At 43.9% G+C, this 25,449-nt stretch carries 24 protein-coding genes and 1 tRNA gene; 13 read left to right on the top strand and 12 right to left on the bottom strand.

All coding sequences use genetic code 11. From position 1 onward, the window contains the following. Window positions 1-56: 56 nt before the first annotated feature. The 7 genes from ONT18_RS05920 to ONT18_RS05890 all read right to left on the bottom strand — a co-directional run bounded on the left by ONT18_RS05920 (window position 57) and on the right by ONT18_RS05890 (window position 9,173). The gene (locus ONT18_RS05920; RefSeq protein ID WP_264904496.1) at window positions 57-2,402 is read right to left on the bottom strand and encodes a bifunctional dihydroorotate dehydrogenase B NAD binding subunit/NADPH-dependent glutamate synthase; all 2,346 of its coding nucleotides are present in this window, start codon (window positions 2,400-2,402) and stop codon (window positions 57-59) included. 203 nt (window positions 2,403-2,605) lie between these two features. Next, entirely contained in the window at window positions 2,606-3,898 is a 1,293-nt protein-coding gene (serS, locus tag ONT18_RS05915) for a serine--tRNA ligase (RefSeq protein WP_006848685.1), read from the bottom strand. A gap of 50 nt (window positions 3,899-3,948) precedes the next feature. Continuing rightward, the gene (locus ONT18_RS05910) at window positions 3,949-4,545 is read right to left on the bottom strand and encodes an IS630 family transposase (RefSeq protein WP_232823346.1); all 597 of its coding nucleotides are present in this window, start codon (window positions 4,543-4,545) and stop codon (window positions 3,949-3,951) included. Next, window positions 4,542-4,958 carry a helix-turn-helix domain-containing protein gene (locus ONT18_RS05905; protein WP_106812837.1) on the bottom strand — a complete coding sequence of 139 codons (417 nt, stop codon included), beginning with the start codon at window positions 4,956-4,958 and terminating at the stop codon, window positions 4,542-4,544. Before ONT18_RS05905 ends, ONT18_RS05910 begins: the two co-directional genes overlap by 4 nt. A gap of 312 nt (window positions 4,959-5,270) precedes the next feature. Beyond that, on the bottom strand, window positions 5,271-5,561 hold the full coding sequence (gene rpmA / locus ONT18_RS05900) for a 50S ribosomal protein L27 (protein ID WP_006848684.1): 291 nt from the start codon (window positions 5,559-5,561) through the stop codon (window positions 5,271-5,273). A 19-nt stretch (window positions 5,562-5,580) separates the two neighbouring features. Beyond that, entirely contained in the window at window positions 5,581-5,898 is a 318-nt protein-coding gene (gene rplU / locus ONT18_RS05895) for a 50S ribosomal protein L21 (RefSeq protein ID WP_006848683.1), read from the bottom strand. 986 nt (window positions 5,899-6,884) lie between these two features. Next, the gene (locus ONT18_RS05890) at window positions 6,885-9,173 is read right to left on the bottom strand and encodes an NADP-dependent malic enzyme (protein WP_117727682.1); all 2,289 of its coding nucleotides are present in this window, start codon (window positions 9,171-9,173) and stop codon (window positions 6,885-6,887) included. A 159-nt stretch (window positions 9,174-9,332) separates the two neighbouring features. Here ONT18_RS05890 and ONT18_RS05885 point away from each other — a divergent pair, with 159 nt between their 5' ends. Further along, window positions 9,333-9,950, top strand: a complete 618-nt coding sequence (locus ONT18_RS05885; protein WP_234564592.1) for a TetR/AcrR family transcriptional regulator — start codon at window positions 9,333-9,335, stop codon at window positions 9,948-9,950. Between the two features lie 113 nt (window positions 9,951-10,063). On the opposite strand, the gene ONT18_RS05880 is transcribed toward ONT18_RS05885, so the two are convergent. After that, window positions 10,064-10,912, bottom strand: a complete 849-nt coding sequence (locus ONT18_RS05880) for a GNAT family N-acetyltransferase (protein ID WP_259326685.1) — start codon at window positions 10,910-10,912, stop codon at window positions 10,064-10,066. A gap of 233 nt (window positions 10,913-11,145) precedes the next feature. Between ONT18_RS05880 and ONT18_RS05875 the strand changes: the two genes are divergently transcribed. The 7 genes from ONT18_RS05875 to ONT18_RS05845 all read left to right on the top strand — a co-directional run bounded on the left by ONT18_RS05875 (window position 11,146) and on the right by ONT18_RS05845 (window position 17,641). Beyond that, window positions 11,146-11,916, top strand: a complete 771-nt coding sequence (locus ONT18_RS05875) for a Rossmann-like and DUF2520 domain-containing protein (protein ID WP_264904492.1) — start codon at window positions 11,146-11,148, stop codon at window positions 11,914-11,916. A 58-nt stretch (window positions 11,917-11,974) separates the two neighbouring features. Next, window positions 11,975-12,493 (top strand): KdsC family phosphatase, encoded by a 519-nt coding sequence (locus tag ONT18_RS05870; RefSeq protein ID WP_022121881.1) that lies wholly within the window; start codon window positions 11,975-11,977, stop codon window positions 12,491-12,493. Window positions 12,494-12,592: 99 nt separating this feature from the next. Further along, window positions 12,593-13,222: a Maf-like protein gene (locus ONT18_RS05865; RefSeq protein ID WP_264904489.1), complete on the top strand. Its 630-nt coding sequence runs from the start codon at window positions 12,593-12,595 to the stop codon at window positions 13,220-13,222. Between the two features lie 76 nt (window positions 13,223-13,298). Beyond that, entirely contained in the window at window positions 13,299-13,763 is a 465-nt protein-coding gene (locus tag ONT18_RS05860) for a Fur family transcriptional regulator (RefSeq protein ID WP_022121879.1), read from the top strand. Between the two features lie 23 nt (window positions 13,764-13,786). After that, window positions 13,787-15,061, top strand: a complete 1,275-nt coding sequence (locus ONT18_RS05855; protein WP_264904488.1) for an adenylosuccinate synthase — start codon at window positions 13,787-13,789, stop codon at window positions 15,059-15,061. Between the two features lie 98 nt (window positions 15,062-15,159). Beyond that, the gene (gene hisS / locus ONT18_RS05850) at window positions 15,160-16,524 is read left to right on the top strand and encodes a histidine--tRNA ligase (protein WP_022121877.1); all 1,365 of its coding nucleotides are present in this window, start codon (window positions 15,160-15,162) and stop codon (window positions 16,522-16,524) included. A gap of 124 nt (window positions 16,525-16,648) precedes the next feature. Next, window positions 16,649-17,641, top strand: a complete 993-nt coding sequence (locus ONT18_RS05845) for a rhamnogalacturonan acetylesterase (RefSeq protein ID WP_153080183.1) — start codon at window positions 16,649-16,651, stop codon at window positions 17,639-17,641. Window positions 17,642-18,086: 445 nt separating this feature from the next. Here the strand turns inward: ONT18_RS05845 and ONT18_RS05840 are convergent. From ONT18_RS05840 to ONT18_RS05830, 3 genes are all read right to left on the bottom strand, one after another. After that, window positions 18,087-18,157, bottom strand: a tRNA-Cys gene (locus tag ONT18_RS05840). 416 nt (window positions 18,158-18,573) lie between these two features. Then, window positions 18,574-18,795, bottom strand: coding sequence for a hypothetical protein (locus tag ONT18_RS05835; protein WP_022121874.1), 222 nt, complete (start codon window positions 18,793-18,795; stop codon window positions 18,574-18,576). Between the two features lie 33 nt (window positions 18,796-18,828). Continuing rightward, window positions 18,829-19,641, bottom strand: a complete 813-nt coding sequence (locus tag ONT18_RS05830; protein WP_264904486.1) for a hypothetical protein — start codon at window positions 19,639-19,641, stop codon at window positions 18,829-18,831. A gap of 130 nt (window positions 19,642-19,771) precedes the next feature. On the opposite strand from ONT18_RS05830, the gene ONT18_RS05825 reads away from it, so the two are divergent. The 3 genes from ONT18_RS05825 to ONT18_RS05815 are packed head-to-tail and all read left to right on the top strand — an operon-like array spanning window position 19,772 to window position 23,299. Then, window positions 19,772-21,046, top strand: a complete 1,275-nt coding sequence (locus tag ONT18_RS05825; RefSeq protein WP_006848668.1) for a replication-associated recombination protein A — start codon at window positions 19,772-19,774, stop codon at window positions 21,044-21,046. A gap of 59 nt (window positions 21,047-21,105) precedes the next feature. Next, window positions 21,106-21,753 (top strand): trimeric intracellular cation channel family protein, encoded by a 648-nt coding sequence (locus ONT18_RS05820; RefSeq protein WP_117585997.1) that lies wholly within the window; start codon window positions 21,106-21,108, stop codon window positions 21,751-21,753. 37 nt (window positions 21,754-21,790) lie between these two features. Beyond that, complete coding sequence (locus ONT18_RS05815) at window positions 21,791-23,299, top strand: glycoside hydrolase family 10 protein (protein ID WP_117585987.1); 1,509 nt, start codon at window positions 21,791-21,793, stop codon at window positions 23,297-23,299. Window positions 23,300-23,427: 128 nt separating this feature from the next. Here ONT18_RS05815 and ONT18_RS05810 read toward each other — a convergent pair whose 3' ends face one another. Next, window positions 23,428-23,877: a hypothetical protein gene (locus ONT18_RS05810; RefSeq protein WP_117585988.1), complete on the bottom strand. Its 450-nt coding sequence runs from the start codon at window positions 23,875-23,877 to the stop codon at window positions 23,428-23,430. A 230-nt stretch (window positions 23,878-24,107) separates the two neighbouring features. Between ONT18_RS05810 and ONT18_RS05805 the strand changes: the two genes are divergently transcribed. Both ONT18_RS05805 and ONT18_RS05800 read left to right on the top strand, forming a co-directional pair. Then, window positions 24,108-24,521, top strand: a complete 414-nt coding sequence (locus ONT18_RS05805; RefSeq protein WP_006848664.1) for a SoxR reducing system RseC family protein — start codon at window positions 24,108-24,110, stop codon at window positions 24,519-24,521. Between the two features lie 82 nt (window positions 24,522-24,603). Next, a complete protein-coding gene (locus tag ONT18_RS05800) occupies window positions 24,604-25,446 on the top strand; it encodes a Fe-S cluster domain-containing protein (protein ID WP_153081613.1) in 843 nt (280 codons plus the stop codon). The last annotated feature ends 3 nt before the right edge of the window (window positions 25,447-25,449 follow it).

Here is a 25,449-nt window from a genome sequence, read left to right as displayed (position 1 = left end):
AAGGAAAGGGCAGTCTGCGTGATGCATGGCTGCCCTTTTATTGTTTCCCGTTTTTCTTATTTATTCAATAATTTCTCGCTCATATTGAGAGCGGCCTTTCTGCCGTCTCCCATGGCAAGAATTACTGTGGCTCCTCCTCGTACAATATCGCCGCCAGCGTAGATTTCTTCGATGGAACTTTGCATCTGGTCGTTTACGGCAATGGTGTTCTTCCGGCCGAGTTCCAAGCCTTCGATACTCTGTGGAACGAGTGGATTAGGACTTACTCCTACGGCAACAATTACCTGGTCGCACTCCAGCGTGATGGTCTCTCCTGTAGCTTCTGGACGACGACGGCCGCTGGCATCAGGTTCGCCAAGCTTCATCACATCGAGAACTACAGCCTTTACTGCGCCCTTCTCATCTGCCTCATATTCTTTAGGATTGTGCAATGTAAAGAAGTTGATTCCTTCTTCCTTGGCATGCTTCACCTCTTCGAGTCGGGCAGGCATTTCAGCCTCCGAACGGCGATATACCAAGGTTACGTCTGCTCCGAGTCGTTTTGCAGTACGGCAACTGTCCATAGCTGTGTTACCGCCGCCTACAACAACCACCTTCTTGCCTAAGTTGATAGGGGTATCGCTATGAGGATTGGCTGCATCCATCAGGTTTACACGTGTAAGATATTCGTTAGAAGACATGATGTTCAAGGCATTCTCTCCAGGAATATTCATGAAGTTTGGCAGACCCGCACCTGAGCCAACGAAGATTCCCTTGAATCCTTGTTCTTCCAGATCTTTTACGGAAATGGTCTTGCCTACGATGCAGTCTGTAATAAACTTTACGCCCATCTTCTGAAGATTCTCAATCTCTACATCTACGATAGCATTAGGCAAACGGAATTCAGGAATACCATATTTCAATACACCGCCAATCTCGTGTAATGCTTCAAAGACGGTAACGTCGAATCCCTTCTTTGCCATATCGCCTGCAAAACTCAATCCGGAAGGTCCTGAACCAACTACAGCTACCTTGATGCCATTAGGTTCATCGCACTTTGGTACAGAGATGTTTCCACTCTGACGTTCGTAATCGGCAGCAAAACGCTCCAGGTATCCGATAGCTACAGCAGGCTCGTTCATCTTGAGATGTACACACTTGCTTTCACATTGCTTTTCCTGTGGGCAAACTCGTCCGCAAACGGCTGGTAGGGCAGAGGTGTTCTTTAAAACCTTGGCTGCGGCAAGGAACTGGCCTCGCTCAATATTCTTGATGAAGGAAGGAATGTTGATGCTTACCGGACAACCTTCCATACAGGTAGGCTTAGGACAGTCGAGACAGCGCTTGGCTTCGGTCAAAGCCATTTCCTTGGTTAAACCGATATTTACCTCTTCCGTACGGGTTGTGGCACGATAAAGAGGGTCAAGTTCTGGCATCTTTACGCGCTCTATAGCTGTACGTTCTTTTGCTTTCATCGAAGCGCGTAACTCCTTGCGCCACTCAGCGTTACGGTCTGTCAACTCTTCGATGCTCGCATCTGTAGGTTCTACGTCCATGATTACATCCGTAGTTTCTTTCTTCTTTCCTGCGTCTACAGTTGCAAGGTGCTCTTCGAAGTGTTCCATCTCTTCGCGTTCAACATCCTTGAAAGTGCCCATGCGCTTGAACATCTCGTCCCAATCTACCTGGGCGCCGTCAAACTCAGGACCGTCGATGCAGACAAACTTGGTCTTGCCACCGATGGTCAGGCGGCAGGCACCGCACATACCGGTTCCATCCACCATGATGGTATTGAGCGAAACGTCTGTGGAAAGATTATATTTCTGGGTCAGGAGACAGCAGAACTTCATCATGATAGGAGGACCGATGGCGAAAACCTTATCGATATGCTCCTGATTGATAAACTTCTCGATTCCTACGGTTACAACACCCTTCTCGCCGTAACTTCCGTCATCGGTCATGATGATGAGCTCATCGCTAGATGCACGCACTTCATCTTCCATAATCACGAGGTCTTTGTTCCTACCCGCAATTACGGAAAGGACTCTGTTTCCTGCGGCTTTCAGTGCCTTGATGATAGGGAGCATAGGAGCTACGCCTACACCACCTCCGGCACAAATGACTGTTCCGAAGTTCTCGATATGTGTAGGATTTCCAAGTGGTCCCACCACGTCGTGAATCTCATCGCCTTCATTCAATGCACAGAGTTTGGTAGATGAAAGACCTACCTTCTGCACAACCAGTGTGATGGTTCCTTTCTCAATGTCAGCATCAGCGATGGTCAGCGGCATGCGCTCGCTGTTGTTGTCTACACGGATGATAACAAAGTTACCTGCCTTTCGGCTCTTGGCTATAAGTGGTGCTTCTACATCGAAGCGGAATACTTTCTCTGAGTATTGTACTTTCTTGATAATCTTGTTCATTGGCTATTAAATTTCTTAATGCTGATATATTAATATTTCTGGTTAGCTGTTTAGAGTTTGCTTCATGGTACATAAAAATGCAAAAGGATAACATCGGCTACCTTTGTGGCAGTCGAAGTTATCCTCGTACAATATATGTTATTTTTATTTTTCGAATGTTTTGTATAATCGAGAAAAACTGAAAGTCTTACCGATACTTCAAATTAATCGAAATTTTTGTCATCAAGCATCTCGAAACCGCAGTATGGAACCAATACCTTAGGTACGCGGATTCCTTCTGGGGTCTGATTGTTCTCCAAGATGGTTGCTACGATACGTGGCAAGGCAAGAGCTGAACCATTCAATGTGTGGCAAAGTTCAATCTTCTTGTCATCTGTATGGCGATAGCGGCAGTGGAGACGGTTAGCCTGGTAGCTCTCGAAGTTAGATACTGATGAAACTTCCAACCAGCGACCCTGTGCAGCACTCCATGTCTCGAAGTCGTAGCAGATAGAAGAGGTGAAGCTCATGTCACCACCGCAGAGACGGAGGATATGGTATGGCAATTCCAACTTCTTCAAAAGACCTTCAACATGGTCGAGCATCTCGTTCAAACTCTCGTAAGAGTGACCTGGCTTATCGATGCGAACAATCTCTACCTTGTCGAACTGGTGCAGGCGGTTCAAACCGCGAACATCCTTACCATAGCTACCTGCTTCACGACGGAAACAAGCTGAGTAAGCACAACGCTTGATAGGGAGATCTTTCTCATCGAGAATAACATCGCGGAAGATGTTGGTTACAGGAACCTCAGCAGTAGGGATGAGGAAGAGATTATCCAGATTAGCATGATACATCTGACCTTCCTTGTCTGGCAACTGACCGGTACCACGACCAGAGTCCTCGTTTACTACGTAAGGAGGCTGAATCTCCAGATATCCGCTCTTGCGAGCCTCATCGAGGAAGAATGCCTCAAGCGCACGCTGGAAACGAGCCATCTTGCCGATATATACAGGGAAACCTGCGCCAGTAATTTTAACGCCGAGGTCGAAGTCTACAAGATTATACTTCTTCAAGAGATCCCAATGGCAGAGAGCATCCTCGCCGAGGTTTGGCTTTTCGCCGCCTTCTTTCACAACAACGTTGTCGGCTGCGTCCTTACCTTCAGGAACCTGCTCGCAAGGGATGTTAGGAATTTCGAGCAACTGGTTGGTCATATCGTTCTGTGCTTTCTCCATGATCTCTTCAAGAGCCTTAGCGTCTGCCTTGAGCATAGCTACCTGAGCCTTTGCGCTCTCAGCTTCCTCTTTCTTACCTTCCTTCATTAGGGCACCAATCTGCTTAGCAAACTGGTTAGCCTGTTGCTTGTTGTTATCCAACTTCTGCTGAGCTTCACGACGAATCTTGTCGTACTCCAAAACTTTCTCTACGGCCTCACGAGCATTTGGAAAATGCTTCTTTTCGAGCCCCTTAACTACACGTTCAGTTTCCTCACTGATAAGTTTAAGTGTAAGCATAAAATGTCTTTTAATTAAATAATTTACTAAGTAACTGTTCAAAATTAATTTTACAAATATGAATAATTCACGAATAAGTTCGTACCCACAGAGGCCAAGGCCCTGTTCGTACAATAGAAAAGCGAGTCCGTAGTCTCGTAATCTATCGGTCTTATCCATTTGCCCTTAAGTATACGCCAAAGAATCTCGGCAGGATTAAGTTCTGGAGAATAAGGTGGAAGATAGACGAGGAACAATCCTCTATTCTCCCAAATTTTCCTCAGTTCTTTCACCTTCCGATTTCTATGAACAGAAGCATTGTCCAAGACAATTACAGTCTTCTTCGTGACATTGAAAGAGAATCTGTCAAGATAGTCCACAATCTTGTCTGCGTTGATGGACTCTTTTGTGGTAAAGCCTTTATATTGGTTCCTTTTGGTAATCATACCAAAGATATTAAGCCGGGCAGCTTTCTCGGATGGGATGTAAACATCCTCATTCTTGAATTGCCAGCCATATGGAACATATCCATTTGTACAGACATGGCTTTCGTCGGCATAATATAGCACAAGTTCCCCTTTGGAATCAAGTTCTTCAAGTTCTTGCAACTTCTCTTTCTTGTATGCGTAGAGCTGCGGTGAGGGTTTGCCCCTTGGGCGTTTTCTTATACGCTTATATCTTGCACCAATGTTTCTAAAAAACGTTTGAAGGTAATGTCACTGGCTTCTTTGCCAGTCGCATTCTGCCATGCCTCACGTGCTTTAGACACGCTTTGACGGTCTTCCTCAATTGCCTTGCGGACTGCTTCTTCATCAGAACAATCCATAATAGGCTTTCGACCCTGACCAGGACGTGTCTCCAAGCCTTTGATGCCATTTTCTTCATAACGTTTTACCCATGCGTAGACAGTAGGTACAGTCACCTCAAGCATTTCTGCTATTTTGGGAGCTGATTTACCTTCTGACTTCAGCAATATGGATTTGCATCTGATACGAAAACTATGAGTAGGGCCATTATGATAGCCTTTCTCTAATTTGAGGCGATCAACCTCTGATAATTCAAGTACTTTTATTGGTTTCATAATTCTACTTTTTCTATAAAACGGAAAATGAACCATATTAGTACTGATATATATAAATAATTTAGATCACTTACTTATTTGTAGGCAAAAGTACAAAAAATATTTGTGATAGCGTAAAAAATTGCTGACTTTTTTACAGGGAAGGGTAGAATTAAAGTTTTTTTTGTGGTTTTACAGGGTTAAGGAGCTTAGAGAAAGGGGGTGTGGTGTAATCCTTGCCTAAAAACTTATATAAACGAAGAAAGCCTGCTCTAGGTATGAGCAGGCTTCTATGTTGTTTGTTTGGAATAGTTTTTTCTAAAACTTTAAAAATTAAGCGTCAGCTTTTTTGGTCTTCTCAGCGTAAACCTCTGGAGAGAGAACAGAAACTGTACTCTTGTCCTTGCGGCCCTTGTGGAAGTAAACGATACCATCTGCCAAAGCATACAATGTATCATCCTTACCCTGAGCTACATTCTCACCTGGGAAGTGCTTGTTACCACGCTGGCGAACGATGATGTTACCTGCGATGATGCTCTGACCACCCCAGATCTTAACGCCTAATCTTTGTGAAGCTGATTCACGGCCGTTCTTAGAACTACCAACACCTTTCTTATGTGCCATTTTCTAATTCCTCCTAATTTTAAGCGATTACAGATTTGATTGATACTTCAGTGAACTGAGCACGATGACCGTTCTTCTTGCGATAGTCCTTGCGGCGCTTCATCTTGAAGACGATTACCTTGTCACCCTTAACGAGTGGGTTCACTACTTCTACTACTACTTTTGCACCCTCTACAGCTGGTGCACCGACAGTGATTGAGCCGTCTTTGTCAACGAGCAAAACCTTGTCGAACTCAACAGTCTGACCTGCCTCAACATCCTTGATGTGATGTACGAAGAGCTTCTTGCCCTCCTCAGCCTTGAACTGCTGACCGTTAATTTCTACAATTGCGTACATTAAATTAATTATATAAACGGGTTTCTTCGGGAGGCGTCCTGCATTGTGCCGGATCTTCTTTGAGCCCCTTCGAACTAAACTTTTCTGTAACATTTGCCCAATCCATGAGCATTCGGGGTGCAAAATTACAAATTATCTTTGATATGAACAAAATGTTGGGGAAATAAAGATTGCTTTTTAGAAAGATTTAACAGAAAAGCCTGTTTTTTATAAGAATACCGATTATTTGCTACCAGATAAGGGACTCGTGAATAGTATAATGTTCTTTATTGGGTTCAATAATATACTTCCGTAGGTTCAATGATATGTCTCCTTTGGCTCAATGATATGTCTTCTCTGGTTCAAGGAGATGTCTCCTTAGGTTTAAGGATACGACTTCTCTGGTTCAAGAAGATACCTTCGCTAAAGTTATGACTAGTGTCAGCAGCTCTGCTGAGCCTAGTCAGCAGGTCTGCTCACTATAGTCGGCAGGTCTGCTGACTATAGTGAGCAAGTCTTCCGACTCAAGTGATATTACCTTTTAATTGTATTCTTTCTTCTTGGGAACAATATATGCTATATGCTATTTGATGGAGGAGGTGTATAAAAAGAAAAAAGCGATGACCTTCACAGGCTACCGCTCCAAATCTTCAATAGGTATTAGTTTCCATTAAGGTAAAAAGATTGTTTTCAGGATAACTGGCTGCAAAGATACACGATTTTTTTCAAATCACCAAATATTTATTTGATTATTTTTGTCGTAATTTAATTGTGTGGGCGCACAAGGGTATAAATTAACTTATTTTAGTAAGAAAGACTGTGTAATCGATTGCAATTCTGTTGTCTTTTTGTTTTTGTTTGGATATCTTCAAAAGTATAAAGAGACGAACTTCCGAGACGAGTAGTGAAGTAGAGAAAATAAAAACAGGTTGGCGCAGAAGTGCCAACCTGTTTATGGAAAATACTATTATCTTATTCTGTTTGTTCGAATCAGGAAAAAGAAGTGATTACTTCTGCTTCTTGATTTTCTCTACGTAAGCATCAATGACAGCTACTGCTGTGATGTTTACGATATCCTGTACACTACTTTCTGAGTCAGTGAAGTGGATAGGCTTATTCAATCCCATCTGGATAGGGCCGATAATCTCAGCTTCAGGATTCAAACCCTGGAGAAGTTTGTATGCACCATTGGCGCTACTCAAGTTAGGGAACACCAAAGTGTTGACGTCTTTGCCCTTGAGGCGGGAGAATGGGTACTTCTCGTCGCGCAGATCCTTGTTGAGTGCATAGTTTACCTGCATCTCACCATCGATAGCGAGTTCTGGGAACTCCTTCTGCATCTCAGCAACGGCTTTCTTTACCTTAACCGGTGAGCCAATATTGTCTGTACCGAAGTTAGAGTAGCTTAACATGGCCATAACCGGCTCTTCGTTGAAGAACTTTACTGTACCTGCAGACAGCTTGGCAACATCGATTAGCACATCTTCGTCTGGGTGGCGGTTGATAAGTGTATCTGCGATATAATAAATACCCTTCTGGGTGTTAAGGATATGCATGGTACCGAAAGTCTTATATGGCTCACGGATTCCAATTACATCTTTTGCCACCTTGATAGTATTACTGTACTTTGTGTAAAGACCAGTGATGAATGCGTCAGCATCACCCTGTTCTACCATTGACATACCGAAGTAGTTGCGCTCGTACATTTTATCATAAGCTTCCTCGAAGCTGTAGCCCTCGCGAGCACGCTTCTCTGCCAGATGCTTGGCAAACTTAGCACGGCGGCCCTGTTCGTTATCGGCACGCATATCTACAATCTCAATATCTGAAAGGTCAAGTTTCAAACGGCTAGCAACACGGTTCAAGCGGTCTGGGTTGCCCAACAGGATTGGCTGGCAGATACCCTCTTGCTTTGCCTGGACTGCAGCCTTCAGCATAGTTGGGTTGCCACCTTCAGCGAATACTACACGCTGTGGGTGAAGGCGCGCTGTATCGTGGAGCTTGCGGGTCAGTTTGGTCTCCTGACCAAGCAGCTGGCGCAAATCCTGCTTGTACTTCTCCCAGTCTGTGATAGGGGTGCGAGCCACACCACTTTCCATTGCAGCCTTAGCTACGGCAGCAGAAACTTCTGTAATCAAACGTGGATCTACAGGTTTCGGAATGAAGTATTTAGGACCGAATGTAAGGTCGTTAACGTGGTAAACATCGTTTACTACATCAGGAACCGGCTGCTTAGCCAAATCGGCAATTGCATGAACAGCAGCCATCTTCATTTCTTCGTTGATAGCACGGGCGTGAACATCGAGTGCACCACGGAAGATGTATGGGAAACCGATTACATTGTTAATCTGGTTAGGATAATCTGAACGGCCAGTTGACATCAATACGTCAGGGCGGCTGTCCATAGCGTCCTCGTAGCTGATCTCAGGTACTGGATTAGCAAGAGCGAAAACGATAGGGTTGTCTGCCATAGAACGAATCATATCCTTGGAGAGCACGTTACCCTTGCTGAGTCCTACGAATACATCGGCGCCTTTCACAGCCTCTTCGAGTGTATGGACATCGCGGCGGTCTGTTGCAAAGAGCTTTTTCTGCTCTGTCAGATTTTCGCGGTCGCTGGTAATGACACCCTTAGAGTCGAGCATAACGATGTTCTTTACCTGTGCACCTAGCGCTACGTAGAGTTTTGTACAGCTGATAGCAGCTGCACCAGCACCATTTACGACAATCTTCACATCGGCAATGTTCTTGCCAGCTACCTCAAGAGCGTTCTTCAAGCCTGCTGCAGAGATGATAGCAGTACCATGCTGGTCATCGTGCATTACAGGGATATCGAGAGTTCTTTTCAGGCGTTCCTCGATGTAGAAACATTGAGGTGCCTTGATGTCCTCCAAGTTGATTCCACCAAATGTAGGAGCGATTTTCTCTACGGTTTCACAGAACTTTTCTGGGTCTTTTTCATCGATTTCAATATCGAAGACATCCACACCACCGTAAATCTTGAAAAGCAATCCCTTACCTTCCATCACTGGCTTTCCGCTCATGGCACCGATATCGCCAAGTCCGAGCACTGCTGTACCATTACTGATAACAGCAACCAGGTTACCCTTGTCAGTATACTTGTATGCATCGTCTGGGTTCTGCTGGATCTCAAGACATGGGAATGCCACGCCAGGAGAATAAGCAAGGCTCAGATCCGTTTGTGTGTGATAAGGTTTTGTTGGCTTAACCTCAATCTTGCCAGGACGGCCAGTCTCGTGATAACTTAAAGCCGCCTCTTTTGTAATTTTTACCATAACAATATATTGGTTTAAAGTTTATTTTTCTTTCATATTCGTGGATTTTTCGCACGAAATTTAAAAGTTTGTGCAAAGGTACAAAAAAACTTAGTAAAAAAGAATGGTTTTTTGATTTTTTTTGTATCTTTGCACAAAAATAGTCTTCAAACAAGTAAAATGATAGAAATCAATCAATATAGACAAGAACTGAAAGACAGAATCATCTCTTATGCGATGCCTGAATTCTATAAGCGTGGGGTAAAAGCTGTCAAGATGGATGAAATCTCACAGGGACTTCATGTGTCTAAGAGAACTGTGTACGAGATTTTCGGTGACAAAGAAGAATTGTTGCTTGCTGGTATGATGCGTCAGCTAGAAGAAAATCGTTCGAAGTTAGAAAATTTCGCCAAGACCCAAGCGAAGAATGTGATAGATATTATCAGCTATGTCTATAAATTGCAGATGGAGCGCAATGGGATGGTGGGCGTTCTTTTTTATGAGGAGGTTCATAAGATGCCTCGTGTTGTGAAATTCTTCCAGGAAAATCATGCTCATGAACGGGAGGAGAGTGTGCGTTTCTTTGAGGCTGGTGTCAAGGAGGGGCTTTTCCGTAAGGATGTAGACTTCAATGTTGTTATGGACATAGGACATGTGATGATGGAGGAAATCATGCACCATCAGCTCTATCGTGTTCATTCGATGCAGGAGATATACGACAATTATATTTTGTGCCTGATTCGTGGATTCTGTACAGAGCGCGGCTTGGAGCAGCTTGACCGTGCTTTGAAAGAGTAGAGGCGTTGGCTTTAATATACAAAATGTACTTTTTGAGCGTATGTGTAATTACGCTTAAAAAAGAGAAAGAGGTTTCGGAGATGCTTTATATAGGCTCACGGAACCTCTTTTTCTTAATCCTTGTATAGCCAGTGGAGGAGCAGGTTTATAACTTTTGGATAGAAGCGGAACCAGCGAAACTTGGTAACAGGTTTGCCTCCGAAACCGAGAATGAATTCACGGTAGAGATTATTCTTAAGCGGAAGTCCTGCGTCCATAAAGTGGAGGTGTTGGGCATCCTGCTCCTGTGCATCAGAGAGTGCTTGCCAGATGGTCATTGTGTCCGGATGCAGATGGATGTAAGTCTTTCTCTTGAATGCAGAAAACCAAAGAAAGGCATTGCCTTGGTTGTAGATGCAGGTATAGCCGCCAATCACTTTGTCCTTATAGGTGATGATGACGTTTCTGGCATTACTACTTGTACTCAGTTTCTGAAAGAATGTTTCGTCAGGAACAAAACGGCGAATTTTCAGCCGATAATAATTTTTGAGCAACTGGTGATAACGATGGATGTCTTCGGGTGAAGTTGCCTCTCTACAACTTATTCCCTTTTTCTTCATTTTTTCAATCATAGCAATTTGTTTGTCTGAGAGTCGCTCTTGGGGAAGTTTGCTGTGTAGGGAGTTATGTATCTCTTGCCAGGCAATAGGTACATAGCCCAATTTTCTGAATTCCCGGTAACCCAGCATCTTTTTGCTCATTCGGGAGAACTCGATGTAAAAGCAGAGTCGTTTGTGTAAGTGGATAGTTATGCTGCGGAGTAACAATGGGAAAATAGCATTCTGTTCAGCATCGGGTGCATAAAGTCCCTCTCCATACGCGTGCGCGTGCGTATATAAATAAGGTGGAAATAAAGATTTGCGGTGATAGAGGATGACGAGCATTTGTCCTACCACCTTGTTCTCCTGTGTGGCGACAGCCATAAAAGGGGTTATGCCGGGTGTTTTTTCAAGAATCTGAAAAAGCTCCAAGCTATGAAAAAAGTCGCCTTCCAATAAATGCGGCATTTCTTCCAGTTTACCATATATTTCTACTTCATATTTTCTCACGAAGGCAAAAATAATAAATTTATCATAAAAAAGCAAGAAAAAGGGCTTCTCTATCGTTATTTTTTAGTATTTTTGCATAAAAAGTAGAACTTTAAACAAAATTACGTATGAAAATAGTGTTTATTGGGGCAGGTAATCTTGCTACCAATCTTGCGCTCGAAATATCGCAATCAGAACATCAGATTGTGCAAGTTTTCAGTAGAACTAGGGAGTCGGCCTCTCTATTGGCTGAGAAGGTGAATTGTGAGCCTGTCAATGAGATGAGTAAGGTGGTCTGTGATGCAGATTTGTACATCGTTTCAGTGAAGGATGATGCGCTTGAAATGCTTATTCCTGAACTGTGCAAAGGAAGAGAAGATAAGATGTTTGTTCATACAGCTGGTTCCATGCCGATGGATGTTTTCAAAGATTATGCCCGTCATTATGGCGTATTTTATCCGATGCAGACATTTACGAAAGATAAAAAGGTTGCATTCGAAAATATTCCTATTTTCATTGAGGGATGTGGTGCTTTCGAAACTTCTTTCCTGAAGAGGTTGGCAGAACAGATTTCTCGTAGTGTCTATGAATTGGATTCTGATAATCGTAAGTATCTGCACCTGTCAGCTGTTTTTGCTTGTAATTTTGCGAATCATTGCGTAGCTATAGGTCAGCAGATTCTCGAAAATCATCATATTCCTGGCAGTGTTCTCCGTCCTCTGGTTATGGAAACTATGGACAAGGCTTCTTCGCATTCGGCAGTTGAAGTGCAGACAGGACCGGCTATTCGTGATGATCGGAACGTAATGGAGAAACAAATGCAACTCCTTGAAAAACAGCCAGAACTACAGCAGATTTATGAAATGATGAGCAAAAGCATATTCTACTTCAAGAGATAAAACGGTTGTCGGTTTAAGTTTGCAGTTAGGAATTTAAGTTCTAGAAACAGAAATAAATATGATAAATTACGATTTAAATAAGATAAAAGCAATCATCTTTGATGTTGATGGAGTACTTTCAAGACAGACCATCACGCTTTCCAGTGCCGGCGAACCTTTGCGTACTGTTAATATCAAAGATGGCTATGCCATTCAGCTGGCTCAGAAGAAAGGTGTTCGTATCGTAATTCTGACAGGCGGTAATTCTCATGCCATACAGGTACGCTATGAAAATCTTGGTGTAGAGGATATCTTCATGGGGTGTTCTGTAAAGATAAAGACTTATGAGGAGTTCAAGCAGAAATATTCAATTACAGATGAGGAAATAATATATGTAGGTGATGATATTCCTGATTATGAGATTATGCGTCGTTGCGGATGTCCATGTTGCCCAGCAGATGCATGCTCTGATATTAAAGAAATTTCTACTTATATCTCGGCTTGTAACGGAGGTGATGGTGTGGGACGTGATGTCGTAGAACAGGTACTGAGAGCCAAGGGTTTATGGCTTTCAGATGCTAAGGCGTTTGGCTGGTAGTATTTAGTTAATAGTTAATAGTTGAAAGTTGATAGTTTATAGTAGAAAGTTTGCAACTGAATTTTAATCATAAAGTTCAAAGTAATAAGGTTTAAATAGATGAATTATAAGATCATTTTGGCGAGTAATTCGCCTCGTCGCAAGGAACTTCTGGCAGGTTTGGATGTTCCTTTTGAGGTGAAGGTGATTAGTGGTATTGATGAAAGTTATCCTGCTGACCTCGATGCTTATCAGGTGGCAGAATTCATCTGCAAGAAAAAGGCTGAGGCTTATCGTCCGCTTTTGAACGGAAATAATAGTGTTGAAGAGTTGGACGAGTCAGAAACTTTGATTCTTACAGCAGATACGGTTGTGATTGCGCCAACAGCTGGCGAACAGAATGATCTGGAAGGAAAGGGAGGCATTCTCGGGAAGCCTCGTGACGCTGAAGATGCCAGGCGAATGCTGAAGATGTTGAGCGGAAAGACGCATCATGTAGTTACAGGTGTTTGTCTTACTACCCAGCATAAGCAGCGTTCCTTTTCAGTAACAACAGAAGTGACGTTCAAACCGCTTTCTGATGATGAAATCAGTTATTATATAAATCATTATCAGCCGTTTGACAAAGCTGGCGCCTATGGTATTCAGGAATGGATTGGCTACATAGGTTGTACGGGGTTGAAGGGGAGTTATTTTAATGTGATGGGGCTTCCGGTTCAGCGTATCTATGAGGAATTGAGGCGAATTTAGATTTTTTAAAATTAAATATTGTTCTATGTCGTAGATAATGAGTATCTTTGTGCGTTTTATGTAACTAACAAGGATTATGAGTGAAGAAATTTTAGCAAAAGCTCATGAGGTTTTGGACAATTATATGGAGAGCAATCATCACCGGCGCACTCCGGAGCGTTCCACTATCCTCGACACCATTTATTCTATGGGAGAGCATTTCTCGATAGAAGATTTGGGCAGAGAGCTACTGAAAAAGAATTTTCGCGTTAGCAGGGCTACGCTTTATAACACATTGCATCTGTTCCTGGAACTAAGGCTTGTGGTAAAGCACAGTCTGGCAGACGGCACCAAGTATGAGGCCAGTTATAGCGAGGACAATCATGTGCATCAGGTTTGCACGATTTGTGGCAAGGTAACCGAAATTGTAGCACCGCAGGTTACGGCTGCGGTGAAGGATATCAGGATGCAGCGCTTTCGTAAAGATGCTTATGCTCTTTACATCTATGGCGTATGCAGCGGCTGTCAAAGCAAGATGACTCGCAAACGAAAAAAAGAATAAGTATCAAGATAAAAAGATAAAAAATGAACACAGGTAAAGTAGATGTCCTGCTGGGTTTGCAGTGGGGCGATGAAGGTAAAGGTAAGGTGGTTGACGTGTTGACCCCTAAGTATGATGTCATTGCTCGTTTCCAGGGTGGTCCTAATGCTGGACATACATTGGAGTTTGAGGGCGAGAAGTATGTGCTTCGCTCTATCCCTTCTGGTATTTTCCAGGGTGGTAAGGTGAACATCATCGGCAATGGTGTGGTTTTGGCTCCAGACCTCTTTATGGGTGAGGCTAAGGATCTTGAGAAGAGCGGTCATGATTTGAAGAGCCGTCTTTACATCTCTAAGAAGGCACATCTCATCATGCCTACTCACCGTGTACTCGATGCTGCTATCGAGGCTTCTAAGGGAAAGAACAAGGTAGGTACTACTGGTAAGGGTATCGGTCCTACTTATACTGACAAGGTTAGCCGTACCGGTCTTCGCGTAGGCGATATCCTTGACAATTTCGAGGAGAAGTATGCTGCTCACAAGGCTGCTCATCTCAAAACCATCGCAAGTCTCGGTTATACCGACTTCGATATCACAGAGGTTGAGAAGACCTGGATGGAGGGCATCGAATACTTGAAGCAGTTTAAACTTATTGATAGCGAGGTAGAAATCAATAAGGTGCTCCGTTCTGGCAAGGATATCCTCTGCGAGGGTGCTCAGGGTACTATGCTCGATGTTGATTTCGGTTCTTATCCATTCGTTACTTCTTCTAATACTATCTGTGCAGGTGCCTGCGTAGGTTTGGGTGTCGGCCCTAACCGCATCGGCAATGTTTATGGTATCATGAAGGCTTACTGTACACGTGTTGGTGCAGGTCCATTCCCTACAGAGCTTTTCGATGAGACGGGTGCCAAGATCCGTGACCTCGGTCATGAGTATGGTGCTGTTACCGGTCGTGAGCGTCGTTGTGGCTGGTGCGATCTTGTTCAGCTCAAGTATTCTGTCATGGTGAATGGTGTTACCGAGCTTATCATGATGAAGAGCGACGTGCTCGATGGCTTCGATACCATCAAGGCATGCGTGGCATATAAGTTGAAGGATGGTTCTGTTACAACAGATTTCCCATACGAAATCGATGATGTAGAACCTGTTTACAAGGAGTTCAAGGGCTGGAAGACAGATATGACTAAGTTCACATCTGAAGATCAGTTCCCACAGGAGTTCAAGGATTATATTGCTTTCGTAGAAGAGTTCCTTGAGACTAAGATCGGTATCATTTCTATCGGTCCAGACCGTGCTCAGACTATTGTACGCAAGTAAATTATATAGTGTTTAATGTTTAGTGTTTAATGTTTACTTTGAGGGGTTTACATGGCGCTAGACATTAAACATTTAACATTCATATTAAACATTAATAAATGGCTCAGAAACCAAGTATACCAAAGGGCACGAGAGATTTTGGTCCTGTTGAGATGGCGAAACGCAACTACATCTTCAACACCATCAAGGAAGTGTATGCTCTTTATGGATTCCAGCAGATTGAAACTCCTGCCATGGAAACCCTTCAGACTTTGATGGGCAAGTATGGTGAAGAGGGTGATAAACTGCTTTTTAAGATATTGAATTCAGGCGACTATATGAATAAGGTGAGCGATGAGGATATTCATTCTCTCGGATCACTCAAATTAGCAGCGAAACTTTGTGAGAAGGGTCTTCGTTATGACCTGACCGTTCCTTTCGCACGTTACGTAGTGCAGCACCGCGAGGAGTTGCAGATGCCTTTCAAACGTTATCAGATTCAGCCAGTATGGCGTGCAGACCGCCCTCAGAAGGGACGTTACCGTGAGTTCTATCAGTGTGATGCTGATGTGGTTGGCTCTGATTCTCTCCTGAACGAGGTCGAATTGATGCAGATTGTTGATACCGTGTTCACTAAGTTTGGTGTTCGTGTATGCATCAAGATTAATAACCGCAAGATTCTTACCGGTATTGCAGAGGTTATCGGCGAGGCTGAGAAGATTGTAGATATCACAGTGGCCATCGATAAGCTTGATAAAATCGGACTTGACAATGTAAACGAAGAGTTGCGCAATGACGGCATTTCTGAAGATGCCATTGAGAAGTTGCAGCCAATCATCTCCTTGTCAGGAACTAATGATGAGAAACTTGAAGTGATAGCGAAGGTTCTCGAAGGTTCAGAAGTTGGTTTGAAGGGTGTAGAGGAAACCAAGTTTATCCTCGATACCTTGAAGACTCTTGGCTTGAACAACGAGATAGAACTGGATCTCACTCTGGCTCGTGGCTTGAACTATTATACAGGTGCAATCTTCGAGGTGAAGGCGCTTGATACTCCAATGGGAAGTATTACAGGTGGTGGTCGTTACGACAACCTCACCGGCATTTTCGGTTTGCCAGGTTTGAGCGGTGTTGGTATCAGTTTTGGTGCTGACCGTATTTATGATGTGTTAGGTGCGCTCGACCTTTATCCGAAGGAGGCTGTAAATGCTACTCAGGTACTGTTTATCAACTTCGGTGAAAAGGAGACAGCTTACTGCCTGCCTATAGTAAGTGCAGCTCGTGCAGCCGGTATCCGTACCGAAATCTTCCCTGATAAGGCGAAGATGAAGAAGCAGATGAGCTATGCCAATGCCAAGAATATTCCGTTTGTGGTGCTTGCAGGTGAGAATGAGATGGCTCAGGGCAAGGTTACACTTAAGAATATGGAAACTGGCGAACAAACCTTGGTTACTGCCGAGGAATTGATAGCCAAAGTAAATAAATAATACTCTCTTTCTCGTCCTCTCGTGCTCGTATATGTGAATATGCAGTGCGGCAGGGCGAGAGTTTTTTATGTGTTAGCGTGTATGCCTAACTATAATTTTAGTAAATTCTAAAAACTACAGACAAATGAAAAAAATAAAAGCTATTTTATGTGTATTCATACTGGCGTTGCTGATGACATCCAGCACAAAGACAACAACGATTTTTGTAATAGGTGATTCTACTGCTGCCGAGAAAGGTGGTTTTAGAAATAATCCAGAGCGAGGATGGGGGATGGTATTGCAAGGCTTTTTTGATGACAAGGTGATTGTTGACAATCATGCTGTTAACGGTCGTTCTTCTTTGAGCTTTATCAATGAAGGAAGATGGAAAAAGGTTTTGGATAGAATAAAGCCAGGTGATTATGTGTTTATCCAGTTTGGGCATAACGATGAGAAGTCAATGCCTGACCGTCATACTGATCCGGGATCTACTTTTGATGCAAACCTTGCCAGATATGTAAATGAGACCCGTGCCAAGGGTGGCATTCCTGTACTGTTCAATGCGGTGGTTCGTCGCTGCTATTATTCTGCAGAATTGAAAAATGATGATGACGAGAAGCTTCGCAATAAAGTATATGATGGAAAGGAGCAGATTAATAGCGATACGCTTATCGACACCCACGGAGCTTATGTGATAGCTCCCCGCAATGTAGCAAAGCAGCTGAATGTTCCGTTTGTTGATGCTACCAAGATTACCCACGATATAGAAACGGGCATGGGTATTGAAGGCAGCCGCAAATTACATATGTGGTTTATGCCTGGCGAGAATCCGCAGGTTCCTAAGGGTAAGAAAGATAATACCCATTATAATGTATATGGTGCACGTGTGGTTGCCGGTGCGCTTGCTGATGCTGTAGCTGAGCAGGTGCCAGCGCTGAAGTCTCATGTCTGCCATTATGATTATGTAGTCTCTGCAGAAGGTCGAGGCAATTTCATGGATTTGCAGAAGGCTGTAGATGCGGTTCCTGTAGGCAAGAAGGCTGTTATCCGTATTTTGGGTGGTGAATGGAAGAAGCCAATCATCGCAAAAGGCAAGAAGATTAAGTTTGTCAAGTCATTTGGTGCTAAAATCAAATAGTAACAGGCTTTTTTAAAACTCCCGATATCTTTGAAATTACATGGCGATGTAGAAATCTGTGCGTCGTGACATAGAACAAAATGCATCGCCATGTAGTAAACCTATACATAAAAGGGGTACTTTCACAAGCACCCCTTTTCATATTATACAAAAACATTATGAATTATTTCTATTAGCGAACAAGATTTTAATTTCTATCTTTGTCTCAATTATCTAAAAGTTTCAAACGTTCACCAGAATTGCTTTTGGCAAGGGGCAATTCCTACTCGTAGGATAACCTCAGTTCTGATGTTTATCATTTACGGTTGCAAAGGTACGAAGATTTTTATAATTGTGCAATACCTAAAAATGGGGGTTTTGATGAATACCTAGAAATGAGGAATGAAAATGGGGGAGAGTAGATATGAAAAAAGGAAGTCCTTATTGAAGAACTTCCTTTTTTATGAGGTGTCTAGCGGAGTCGAACCGCTCTACACGGTTTTGCAGACCGTTACCTAACCGCTCGGTTAAGACACCTTGTGTAGAACAATCATTTCTGATTTGCGAGTGCAAAGGTACTACTTTTTATTGGTTCTACCAAATTTTTATGCAACTTTTTTAATTAAAACAATCACTTTCTTTGTATCTTGCTCATAATGAACGGGTTCTGAAATGCTTTAATTTTTGTCTGGTTTCCTCGCTGCATGACAGTAAAAGTAGTTTTAGCAGCTCTTTTATGAGAACTGCTCTTGTTCTTTCCGCTGAGTAGCCTCTTTCTTTTTGTTCTTTTGGCATTTTTCAACGAACGGGCAACCTGAACATTGATAGTTTTTACACTCTCGTGCTTGTTTGATGGAGCGGTAGATACAAATGGCGGCATACGTGATGCATGCCGCCAATATGATTGCTATGATGATATACTGTATCATAAGCATAGGTAAATTAATATAATACTAACCTACGGCGTTATAACCATTGGTTGAGTTTTTGCGCATGATGTCGCGGATGTTCATCTCCTTGAAACCCTCTGCGCGTTTCTGTTCTTCAAGCTCTTTCTCTTCCTCGATGTCCTTTTCTGAACGGGTGAAAGTGAAAGCCTTGTACTTAAATTCTGCAATCGCCCAACCTACGAGGCCTACAGCGATTAATGCAACAAATCCAATTAATGCGTTCATTTCTCTTTATATTATAATAATGTATAAACTGAATTAATAATCATCGTCGGCTACGTCTTCTGCATCATCAAGACCGAGGTTCTCCGGGTCTTCGAAGGTAGTACGGTAGCTTTCCTCAGTAAGCTTGTCGTCATCGAATGCATCGTCATCCTCATCTGGATCGTTGTAGTGATCCTCGATTTCTGGTGCATCCTCGTCTTCATCCTCGTCTGGGTCGAGCAGGTCGTCGTTGCGTTTCAAATCATTCTCATCTTCGAATCTCATGCGAACCTTTTCTACCTTTGGCTTCTCCTTGGCAAAGATAGCTTCTACCCAAGAACCTTTTGGTACCACGAGCACTTCGTAGTCATCGGCGAGCTTTTTCTCGTACAGACCTCCTGGCTTTTTCAGGCGGTCAGCAGGAAGAGTAGTTGTGCTGATGTCGAAATTACTTTCGATGATGTCCTGGATGCTCTGAGGCAGACTCTCCCAGCCACCACCAAAGTTGCGCTCCAAGAGTTCGATGAGCTTATTGGCGGTGATGTGACTTACATTTTCGTAAGTAAGATCAGTAACACGCATGATAGGGCGCTTTTTGATGGCATACTTTTCTTTCTTGTCGTTGATACGGAAAGTGCCAATCTTAAAGCCGCGTGCCATCAGTTTGTCAATCACTTCAGGACGGTCTACCGTCACTGGTTCCATTTCGAATGCGCTGCGGATCACTGCGATATACTTGTTCTGGAAATCCTTGAGGTCAGCATCCTTTTCTGCTGCTTCCCAAAGACGGAACACATCGTTCTCCTGCAATTCCCAAATGCTACTTTTAGTAACATTCTTCAGTGTTAATATTTTATCTTTATTCATCTTCAATTATGTTTGTGTGTGCAAAAGTAAGTACTTCTTTTTATATATCCAAATTTTCTTGCTGTTTTTTTGTGTTTTTGGTCACTTTTTTATTTGGAATTCGATTTTTTTCATTACCTTTGCACGTACTATGAGTGAACCGTTAGCTGAAAGAATGAGACCTCACACGCTTGCTGACTATGTAGGACAGCAGCATTTGGTAGGTGAGGGGGCCGTGCTGCGCAAGATGATTGATGCAGGGCGCATATCCTCTTTTATCCTCTGGGGACCCCCTGGAGTGGGCAAGACTACCCTTGCTCAAATCGTGGCACAAACCATCAAGGTGCCGTTCTTCACCCTCTCTGCGGTGACCAGTGGCGTAAAGGATGTCCGCGAGGTGATAGAAAGAGCAAAGAGTGGTAGATTCTTTAATTCGGCTTCTCCTATATTGTTTATTGATGAGATTCACCGTTTCTCCAAGAGTCAGCAGGATTCGCTTTTGGGTGCGGTAGAGAAGGGTATTGTTACGCTGATAGGTGCTACCACCGAGAATCCTTCATTCGAGGTGATTCGGCCGCTGTTGTCCAGGTGTCAGCTCTATGTGCTCAAACCGCTCGAAAAGGCTGATCTTGAAGGGCTTCTGCATCGTGCCATTACGCAGGATGTAGAACTCAGAGAGAAGAATATTAAACTGGAAGAGACGGGCGCGCTGCTGCGATATAGTGGTGGAGATGCCCGAAAACTGCTTAATATCCTGGAACTGGTGGTAGAATCTGCCGGCTCTTCAGAGATTGTGATTACCGACAAGATGGTAGAAGAGCAGTTGCAACAGAATCCGCTGGCTTATGATAAACAGGGTGAGATGCATTATGATATTATCTCTGCCTTTATCAAGAGTATTCGCGGAAGCGATCCCGATGCTGCGCTTTATTGGATGGCGAGGATGATAGAAGGTGGAGAAGACCCGCAGTTTATAGCCCGTAGGGTTGTGATTAGTGCCTCTGAGGATGTGGGACTTGCCAATCCGAATGCACTCCTGCTTGCCAATGCTGCCTTCGATACGGTGATGAAGATAGGGTGGCCCGAAGCGCGTATCGCCCTTGCTGAGGCTGTGGTTTATCTGGCCACGAGTCCGAAGAGCAACAGTGCTTATCTGGGCATTAATGATGCGCTGGCTACTGTACGGCAAACGGGTAATCTGCCTGTTCCGCTGCACATCCGCAATGCTCCTACCAAACTGATGAAAGATTTGGGCTATCATGACGGATATAAGTATCCTCACGATTATCCAGGACATTTCACAGAGCAGCAGTATCTGCCAGACGAACTGAAGGATGCCCGCTTCTGGCATGCGCAGCATTCGCCTTCCGAGGAGCGCCTCTACAACTGGATGGTTACCTGCTGGGGAGAAAGATTCAAGAATTAGTGATTAGAAAGAATAATTAGGAATTGATATTTAGAGCAACTAACTGATACGAGAAAATGATGATACATGGCGATCCTGAATTCGTGCTCACGCTTCATAGTGTGATAGAATTCATCGGTACATTTGCTTTTGCCCTTTCGGGCATTCGCCTGGCAGCAAGTAAGCACTATGATTGGCTGGGCGGTTTTGTTTGTGGTGTGGCTGTAGCCATAGGTGGTGGAACCATACGAGATGTGATGCTTGGTGTGCGTCCGTTTTGGATGTTGAGTCCTATCTACCTGATTTGTACGCTGTTTGCTCAGTTGGTAGTGATTGCTTGCCACCGCTATCTTAAGCGTCTTGACAATACCTGGTTTCTGTTTGATACATTGGGCTTGGCGCTTTTCAATATTGCGGGCATCCAGAAGTCGCTCGAATGTGGTTTCTCTTTTTGGGTAGCCATCATCATGGGCTGTATTACGGGTGCTGCAGGCGGTGTTATCCGCGATGTGCTTCTTAATGAAGAGCCGGTCATCTTCCGAAAGGAGATTTATGCGATGGCTTGTGTCGCCGGTGGTTTGGCTTATTGGGGATTGAGCTATCTGGGTGTGAGCCTCTATATTACGGTGATTGTAGCTTTCAGTGTGGTCTGCGCCATCCGATTGCTGGCTGTAAGATACCATATTTCACTCCCGAAGCTGAGGGATGAAGAACAAACTGTAGAATGAAAAGGAAAAAATGAAATTGATAAATAACAGATAACAGATGAAAAGACTGAAAGCGATTTTGATGCTCGTTGTTGCAATGATGCTGATGTCGTCGGCAACAATGAAGGCTCAGAACAAACGAGAGTTTCGTGGAGCCTGGATACAGTGTGTTAACGGACAGTATCTTGGCAAGAGTACGCAGCAGATCCAGGCGATGCTTACCAGACAGCTTGATGAACTGCAGAAGGATGGCGTGAATGCGATTATCTTTCAGGTTCGTGCCGAGTGTGATGCTCTGTATAAGAGTGATTTAGAGCCTTGGAGCAAGTTTCTTACGGGGGTGCAGGGAAAGGCTCCTTCTCCTTATTGGGATCCGTTGCAGTGGATGATAGAGCAGTGTCATAATCGTGGCATGGAGCTTCATGCATGGATTAATCCATATCGTGCCAAGCATAGCGTAACTTCTTATGAGCAAGTTTCGCCGAAGAATATCGTGAAGAGGCGTCCTGATCTCTGTTTTCAGTATGGCAAGCTGACGCTGTTGAACCCTGGGTTGCAGGCTGCAGCCGACTATATTTGCGAGGTGGCTGTGGACATTGTAAGCCGATATGATGTTGATGGATTCCATATTGATGATTATTTCTATCCATATCCAGAGGCCGGACGTCAGATTCCTGATCAGCAGCTCTTCCGCCAGCAGTCGCGCGGCATGCGAAACATCGGTGATTGGCGCCGTGATAACGTGAGCCGGTTTGTAAAGCAGCTCAGCGAATCCATTCATGCCGTTAAGCCTTGGGTTAAGTTTGGTGTTTCTCCATTCGGCATCTACCGCAACAAGCGTACCGATCCTAATGGTTCAGAAACTTTCGGCCTCCAGAATTATGATGATCTTTATGCAGATGTATTGCTTTGGGTGAATAATGGTTGGATAGACTATTGTGTGCCTCAGATATATTGGGAGATAGGCAATCGTGCTGCCGATTACAAGACGCTCATAACCTGGTGGAATAAGCATGCTGGCAACCGCCCATTATATATAGGTGAAGATATAGAGCGTACAGCCAAGTTTGCTGACCCAGTCAATCCGCGCAGTCATCAGTTGCCTGCCAAGCACCGTTTGCATCAGCAGATGAATAATGTGAAGGGCACTGTGCTCTGGTATGCGCAGACAGCTGCCGATAATGTAGGTAATATAGGACATACACTCCGCAACAATTATTGGAAGTATCCAGCATTGCCACCCTCTATGCCTTTCCTTGATAATAAGGCGCCAAAGGGGGTAAAGGGTGTCAAACTGATGTGGACCGAGAAAGGTCCGCTGCTGGTATGGAAGGCTCCTAAGGCTAGCAAGAAAAAGTGGGGCGATCAGGTGAACCGTTTTGCTATCTACCGTTTTGAGAAAGGTGCTAAGGTAAATCTCAATGATGTTTCTGCACTCCAGGCAGTTACTTATGATAATTTCTATCGCATCCCTTATGTGAGTGGCAAGAAATATGTGTATGTAGTAACTGCTCTCGACCGTGTAGGAAACGAAAGTAAAGGTAAGAAAAAGAAAATTTCTTTTTAGATTGGTTAGATGATATAAACGGAAAGACCGTTAAAAACAGAAAACCGTTGTACTCGATAGGAGAGAGTGCAACGGTTTTTTATTTTGTTGGGATGGGGGAGCGGGTAGTTCTTTCATCCGGTATTTTTTTATTCTTTCAGCAGGTCGTTCAGGAAGTTATCCAGATCGTTGTCCAGATTCTCCATCAAATCACCACCTACGATGATCGTATCATCGTCAGCAAGATAGAGCTCGCCAATATGCTCTTTATCCTCATCTTCGAGCACAAAGCTGTATGGCTTGAGAATGCCGAGATGATCTATGATATCAGCCTGTTTGCGCAATACATCGCGAAGCAGCTTTGCTACCTCGTCGTAGAAGTCTTCATCCTTGTTTTCTATCCATTGCTCAACAACGCAGCGGGTAATCTCGTTGTCATCGTCGTCAAAGGCCAGGAGTTCGCCACTGTCTTGCGAAACCCTTACGTGGATGTCGGTCATTTGAGAAGTCTCGTCGTCAGATTCTGGCGCTGGGAACTTTTGAGCCACTTTTCTGATAAAGCGCTCTACTTGCATGATTGTTTGCTCTAATGTTTCCATATCAATTCTTTAATAATCAATGCAAAGATACATAAAAAATTGATATCACCAAAAGAAGTTGCTAAAAAAAAGCATTTTTGCTTTTAATTTGTTCTCAAACTGCCTGATTCCAGGGTATAGATAACGTTTACGCTTCTTTTTTTATATTTTCTTTTCGATTTTGTTTGCCATTTCTAAATAATGTAGTATCTTTGCACTTGAATTGCAAAAATGCAATCTCAACATTACAAATGAATAACAAAATAAAACATTCTGGCATCGTAGAAAGCGTAGAAGAAGGTTGTGTGTGCATTCGCATCGTACAGTCGTCAGCCTGCAGCGCTTGCAAGGTGGCTGCTCATTGTACTGCATCTGAATCGAAAGAGAAGATGATTGAGGTTTCTACCTCAGAGGCGTCTCTCTACCACAAAGGCGATAGCGTAGTGGTGACGGCTGATTCGGCTGTAGGATTCAGAGCCAGTTTCTATGGCTATCTGTTGCCGCTGATACTGATGGTGATCGCTTTGGTGGGTGTACTGAAAGCTACTCACTCAGAGGGAGCCGCAGCGCTCTCGGCATTGGGCATTCTCATTCCATACTATGTGGTGCTCTACTTATTCAGAAACAAACTTAAAAACAAACTGAGCTTCTCTATAGAATCATAGGGTACGTGATGTGCTTCTGTGGCTTCAGCGATGAGCTTTTATTTTAAAACAAAGAAAATAACAAAACAAAACACAAAAAATTATGAATTTTATTTTGATTGCTGTCTTGGTTCTCGGAGCAATCGCGCTGATTGCAGCGTTGGTTCTCTTCGGAGTATCTAAGAAGTTTGCCGTCGAAGAAGACCCTCGCTTGGGCCAGGTAGGAGAGATTTTGCCAGGTGCCAACTGTGGTGGTTGCGGCTTTGCCGGATGTTCCGGTATGGCTGCAGCTCTGGTGAAGGGTGCTGATGCCGGTTCTATCGATGGACTGATGTGTCCGGTAGGTGGTGCCGACGTGATGGGCAAGGTAGCCGACCTTTTAGGTATGGCAGTAGCCAATACCGAGCCAAAGGTGGCTGTGGTTCGTTGTAATGGTACTTGCGAGAATCGTCCTCGCATTGCCGAGTATGATGGTTTGCACACTTGTGCAGCTATGAATTCATGTGGCGCTGGCGAAACAGGCTGCGGGTTCGGCTGTCTGGGTTGTGGCGATTGCGTGGCTGCCTGCCAGTTTGGCGCAATCTCTATCAATCCTGAAACTGGCATTCCTGAGGTTGATGAAGAGAAGTGTACGGGTTGTGGTGCTTGCGCCAACGCTTGTCCACGTCATATCATCGAGCTCCGCAAGAAGGGTCCTAAGGGCCGTAGAGTTTACGTTCAGTGCGTAAACCACGACAAGGGCGCTGTTGCCAAGAAGGCTTGTAGTGTTGCTTGCATCGGATGCGGTAAGTGTCAGAAGGTCTGCAAGTTTGATGCTATCACCATTGAGAACAATGTGGCTTATGTTGACTTCAATAAGTGCCGCATGTGTACCAAGTGTGTTGACGAATGCCCAACAGGTGCTCTCGTAAAAGTTAATTTCCCAGTTAAGAAGAAGGAGGATTAAATC

The sequence above is a fragment of the Segatella copri genome, from assembly GCF_026015295.1.
GTDB lineage: Bacteria > Bacteroidota > Bacteroidia > Bacteroidales > Bacteroidaceae > Prevotella > Prevotella copri_C.
The sequence above is the reverse complement of the archived record's forward strand: the minus strand, read 5'-3'. Positions and strand labels throughout refer to the sequence as shown.

Bases quoted from the DNA above. Each gene is read 5' to 3' on its own strand.
- ONT18_RS05825 (WP_006848668.1), top strand. From the start codon at position 19,772: ATGAGTGAACCGTTAGCTGAAAGAATGAGACCTCACACGCTTGCTGAC.
- ONT18_RS05800 (WP_153081613.1), top strand. From the start codon at position 24,604: ATGAATTTTATTTTGATTGCTGTCTTGGTTCTCGGAGCAATCGCGCTG.
- ONT18_RS05820 (WP_117585997.1), top strand. From the start codon at position 21,106: ATGATACATGGCGATCCTGAATTCGTGCTCACGCTTCATAGTGTGATA.
- ONT18_RS05845 (WP_153080183.1), top strand. From the start codon at position 16,649: ATGAAAAAAATAAAAGCTATTTTATGTGTATTCATACTGGCGTTGCTG.
- ONT18_RS05880 (WP_259326685.1), bottom strand. From the start codon at position 10,912: ATGGCTGTCGCCACACAGGAGAACAAGGTGGTAGGACAAATGCTCGTC.
- ONT18_RS05860 (WP_022121879.1), top strand. From the start codon at position 13,299: ATGAGTGAAGAAATTTTAGCAAAAGCTCATGAGGTTTTGGACAATTAT.
- ONT18_RS05875 (WP_264904492.1), top strand. From the start codon at position 11,146: ATGAAAATAGTGTTTATTGGGGCAGGTAATCTTGCTACCAATCTTGCG.
- ONT18_RS05805 (WP_006848664.1), top strand. From the start codon at position 24,108: ATGAATAACAAAATAAAACATTCTGGCATCGTAGAAAGCGTAGAAGAA.
- ONT18_RS05870 (WP_022121881.1), top strand. From the start codon at position 11,975: ATGATAAATTACGATTTAAATAAGATAAAAGCAATCATCTTTGATGTT.
- ONT18_RS05865 (WP_264904489.1), top strand. From the start codon at position 12,593: ATGAATTATAAGATCATTTTGGCGAGTAATTCGCCTCGTCGCAAGGAA.
- ONT18_RS05905 (WP_106812837.1), bottom strand. From the start codon at position 4,958: ATGAAACCAATAAAAGTACTTGAATTATCAGAGGTTGATCGCCTCAAA.
- rpmA (WP_006848684.1), bottom strand. From the start codon at position 5,561: ATGGCACATAAGAAAGGTGTTGGTAGTTCTAAGAACGGCCGTGAATCA.
- ONT18_RS05830 (WP_264904486.1), bottom strand. From the start codon at position 19,641: ATGAATAAAGATAAAATATTAACACTGAAGAATGTTACTAAAAGTAGC.
- ONT18_RS05885 (WP_234564592.1), top strand. From the start codon at position 9,333: ATGATAGAAATCAATCAATATAGACAAGAACTGAAAGACAGAATCATC.
- ONT18_RS05855 (WP_264904488.1), top strand. From the start codon at position 13,787: ATGAACACAGGTAAAGTAGATGTCCTGCTGGGTTTGCAGTGGGGCGAT.
- rplU (WP_006848683.1), bottom strand. From the start codon at position 5,898: ATGTACGCAATTGTAGAAATTAACGGTCAGCAGTTCAAGGCTGAGGAG.
- serS (WP_006848685.1), bottom strand. From the start codon at position 3,898: ATGCTTACACTTAAACTTATCAGTGAGGAAACTGAACGTGTAGTTAAG.
- hisS (WP_022121877.1), top strand. From the start codon at position 15,160: ATGGCTCAGAAACCAAGTATACCAAAGGGCACGAGAGATTTTGGTCCT.
- ONT18_RS05810 (WP_117585988.1), bottom strand. From the start codon at position 23,877: ATGGAAACATTAGAGCAAACAATCATGCAAGTAGAGCGCTTTATCAGA.
- ONT18_RS05835 (WP_022121874.1), bottom strand. From the start codon at position 18,795: ATGAACGCATTAATTGGATTTGTTGCATTAATCGCTGTAGGCCTCGTA.
- ONT18_RS05815 (WP_117585987.1), top strand. From the start codon at position 21,791: ATGAAAAGACTGAAAGCGATTTTGATGCTCGTTGTTGCAATGATGCTG.
- ONT18_RS05920 (WP_264904496.1), bottom strand. From the start codon at position 2,402: ATGAACAAGATTATCAAGAAAGTACAATACTCAGAGAAAGTATTCCGC.
- ONT18_RS05890 (WP_117727682.1), bottom strand. From the start codon at position 9,173: ATGGTAAAAATTACAAAAGAGGCGGCTTTAAGTTATCACGAGACTGGC.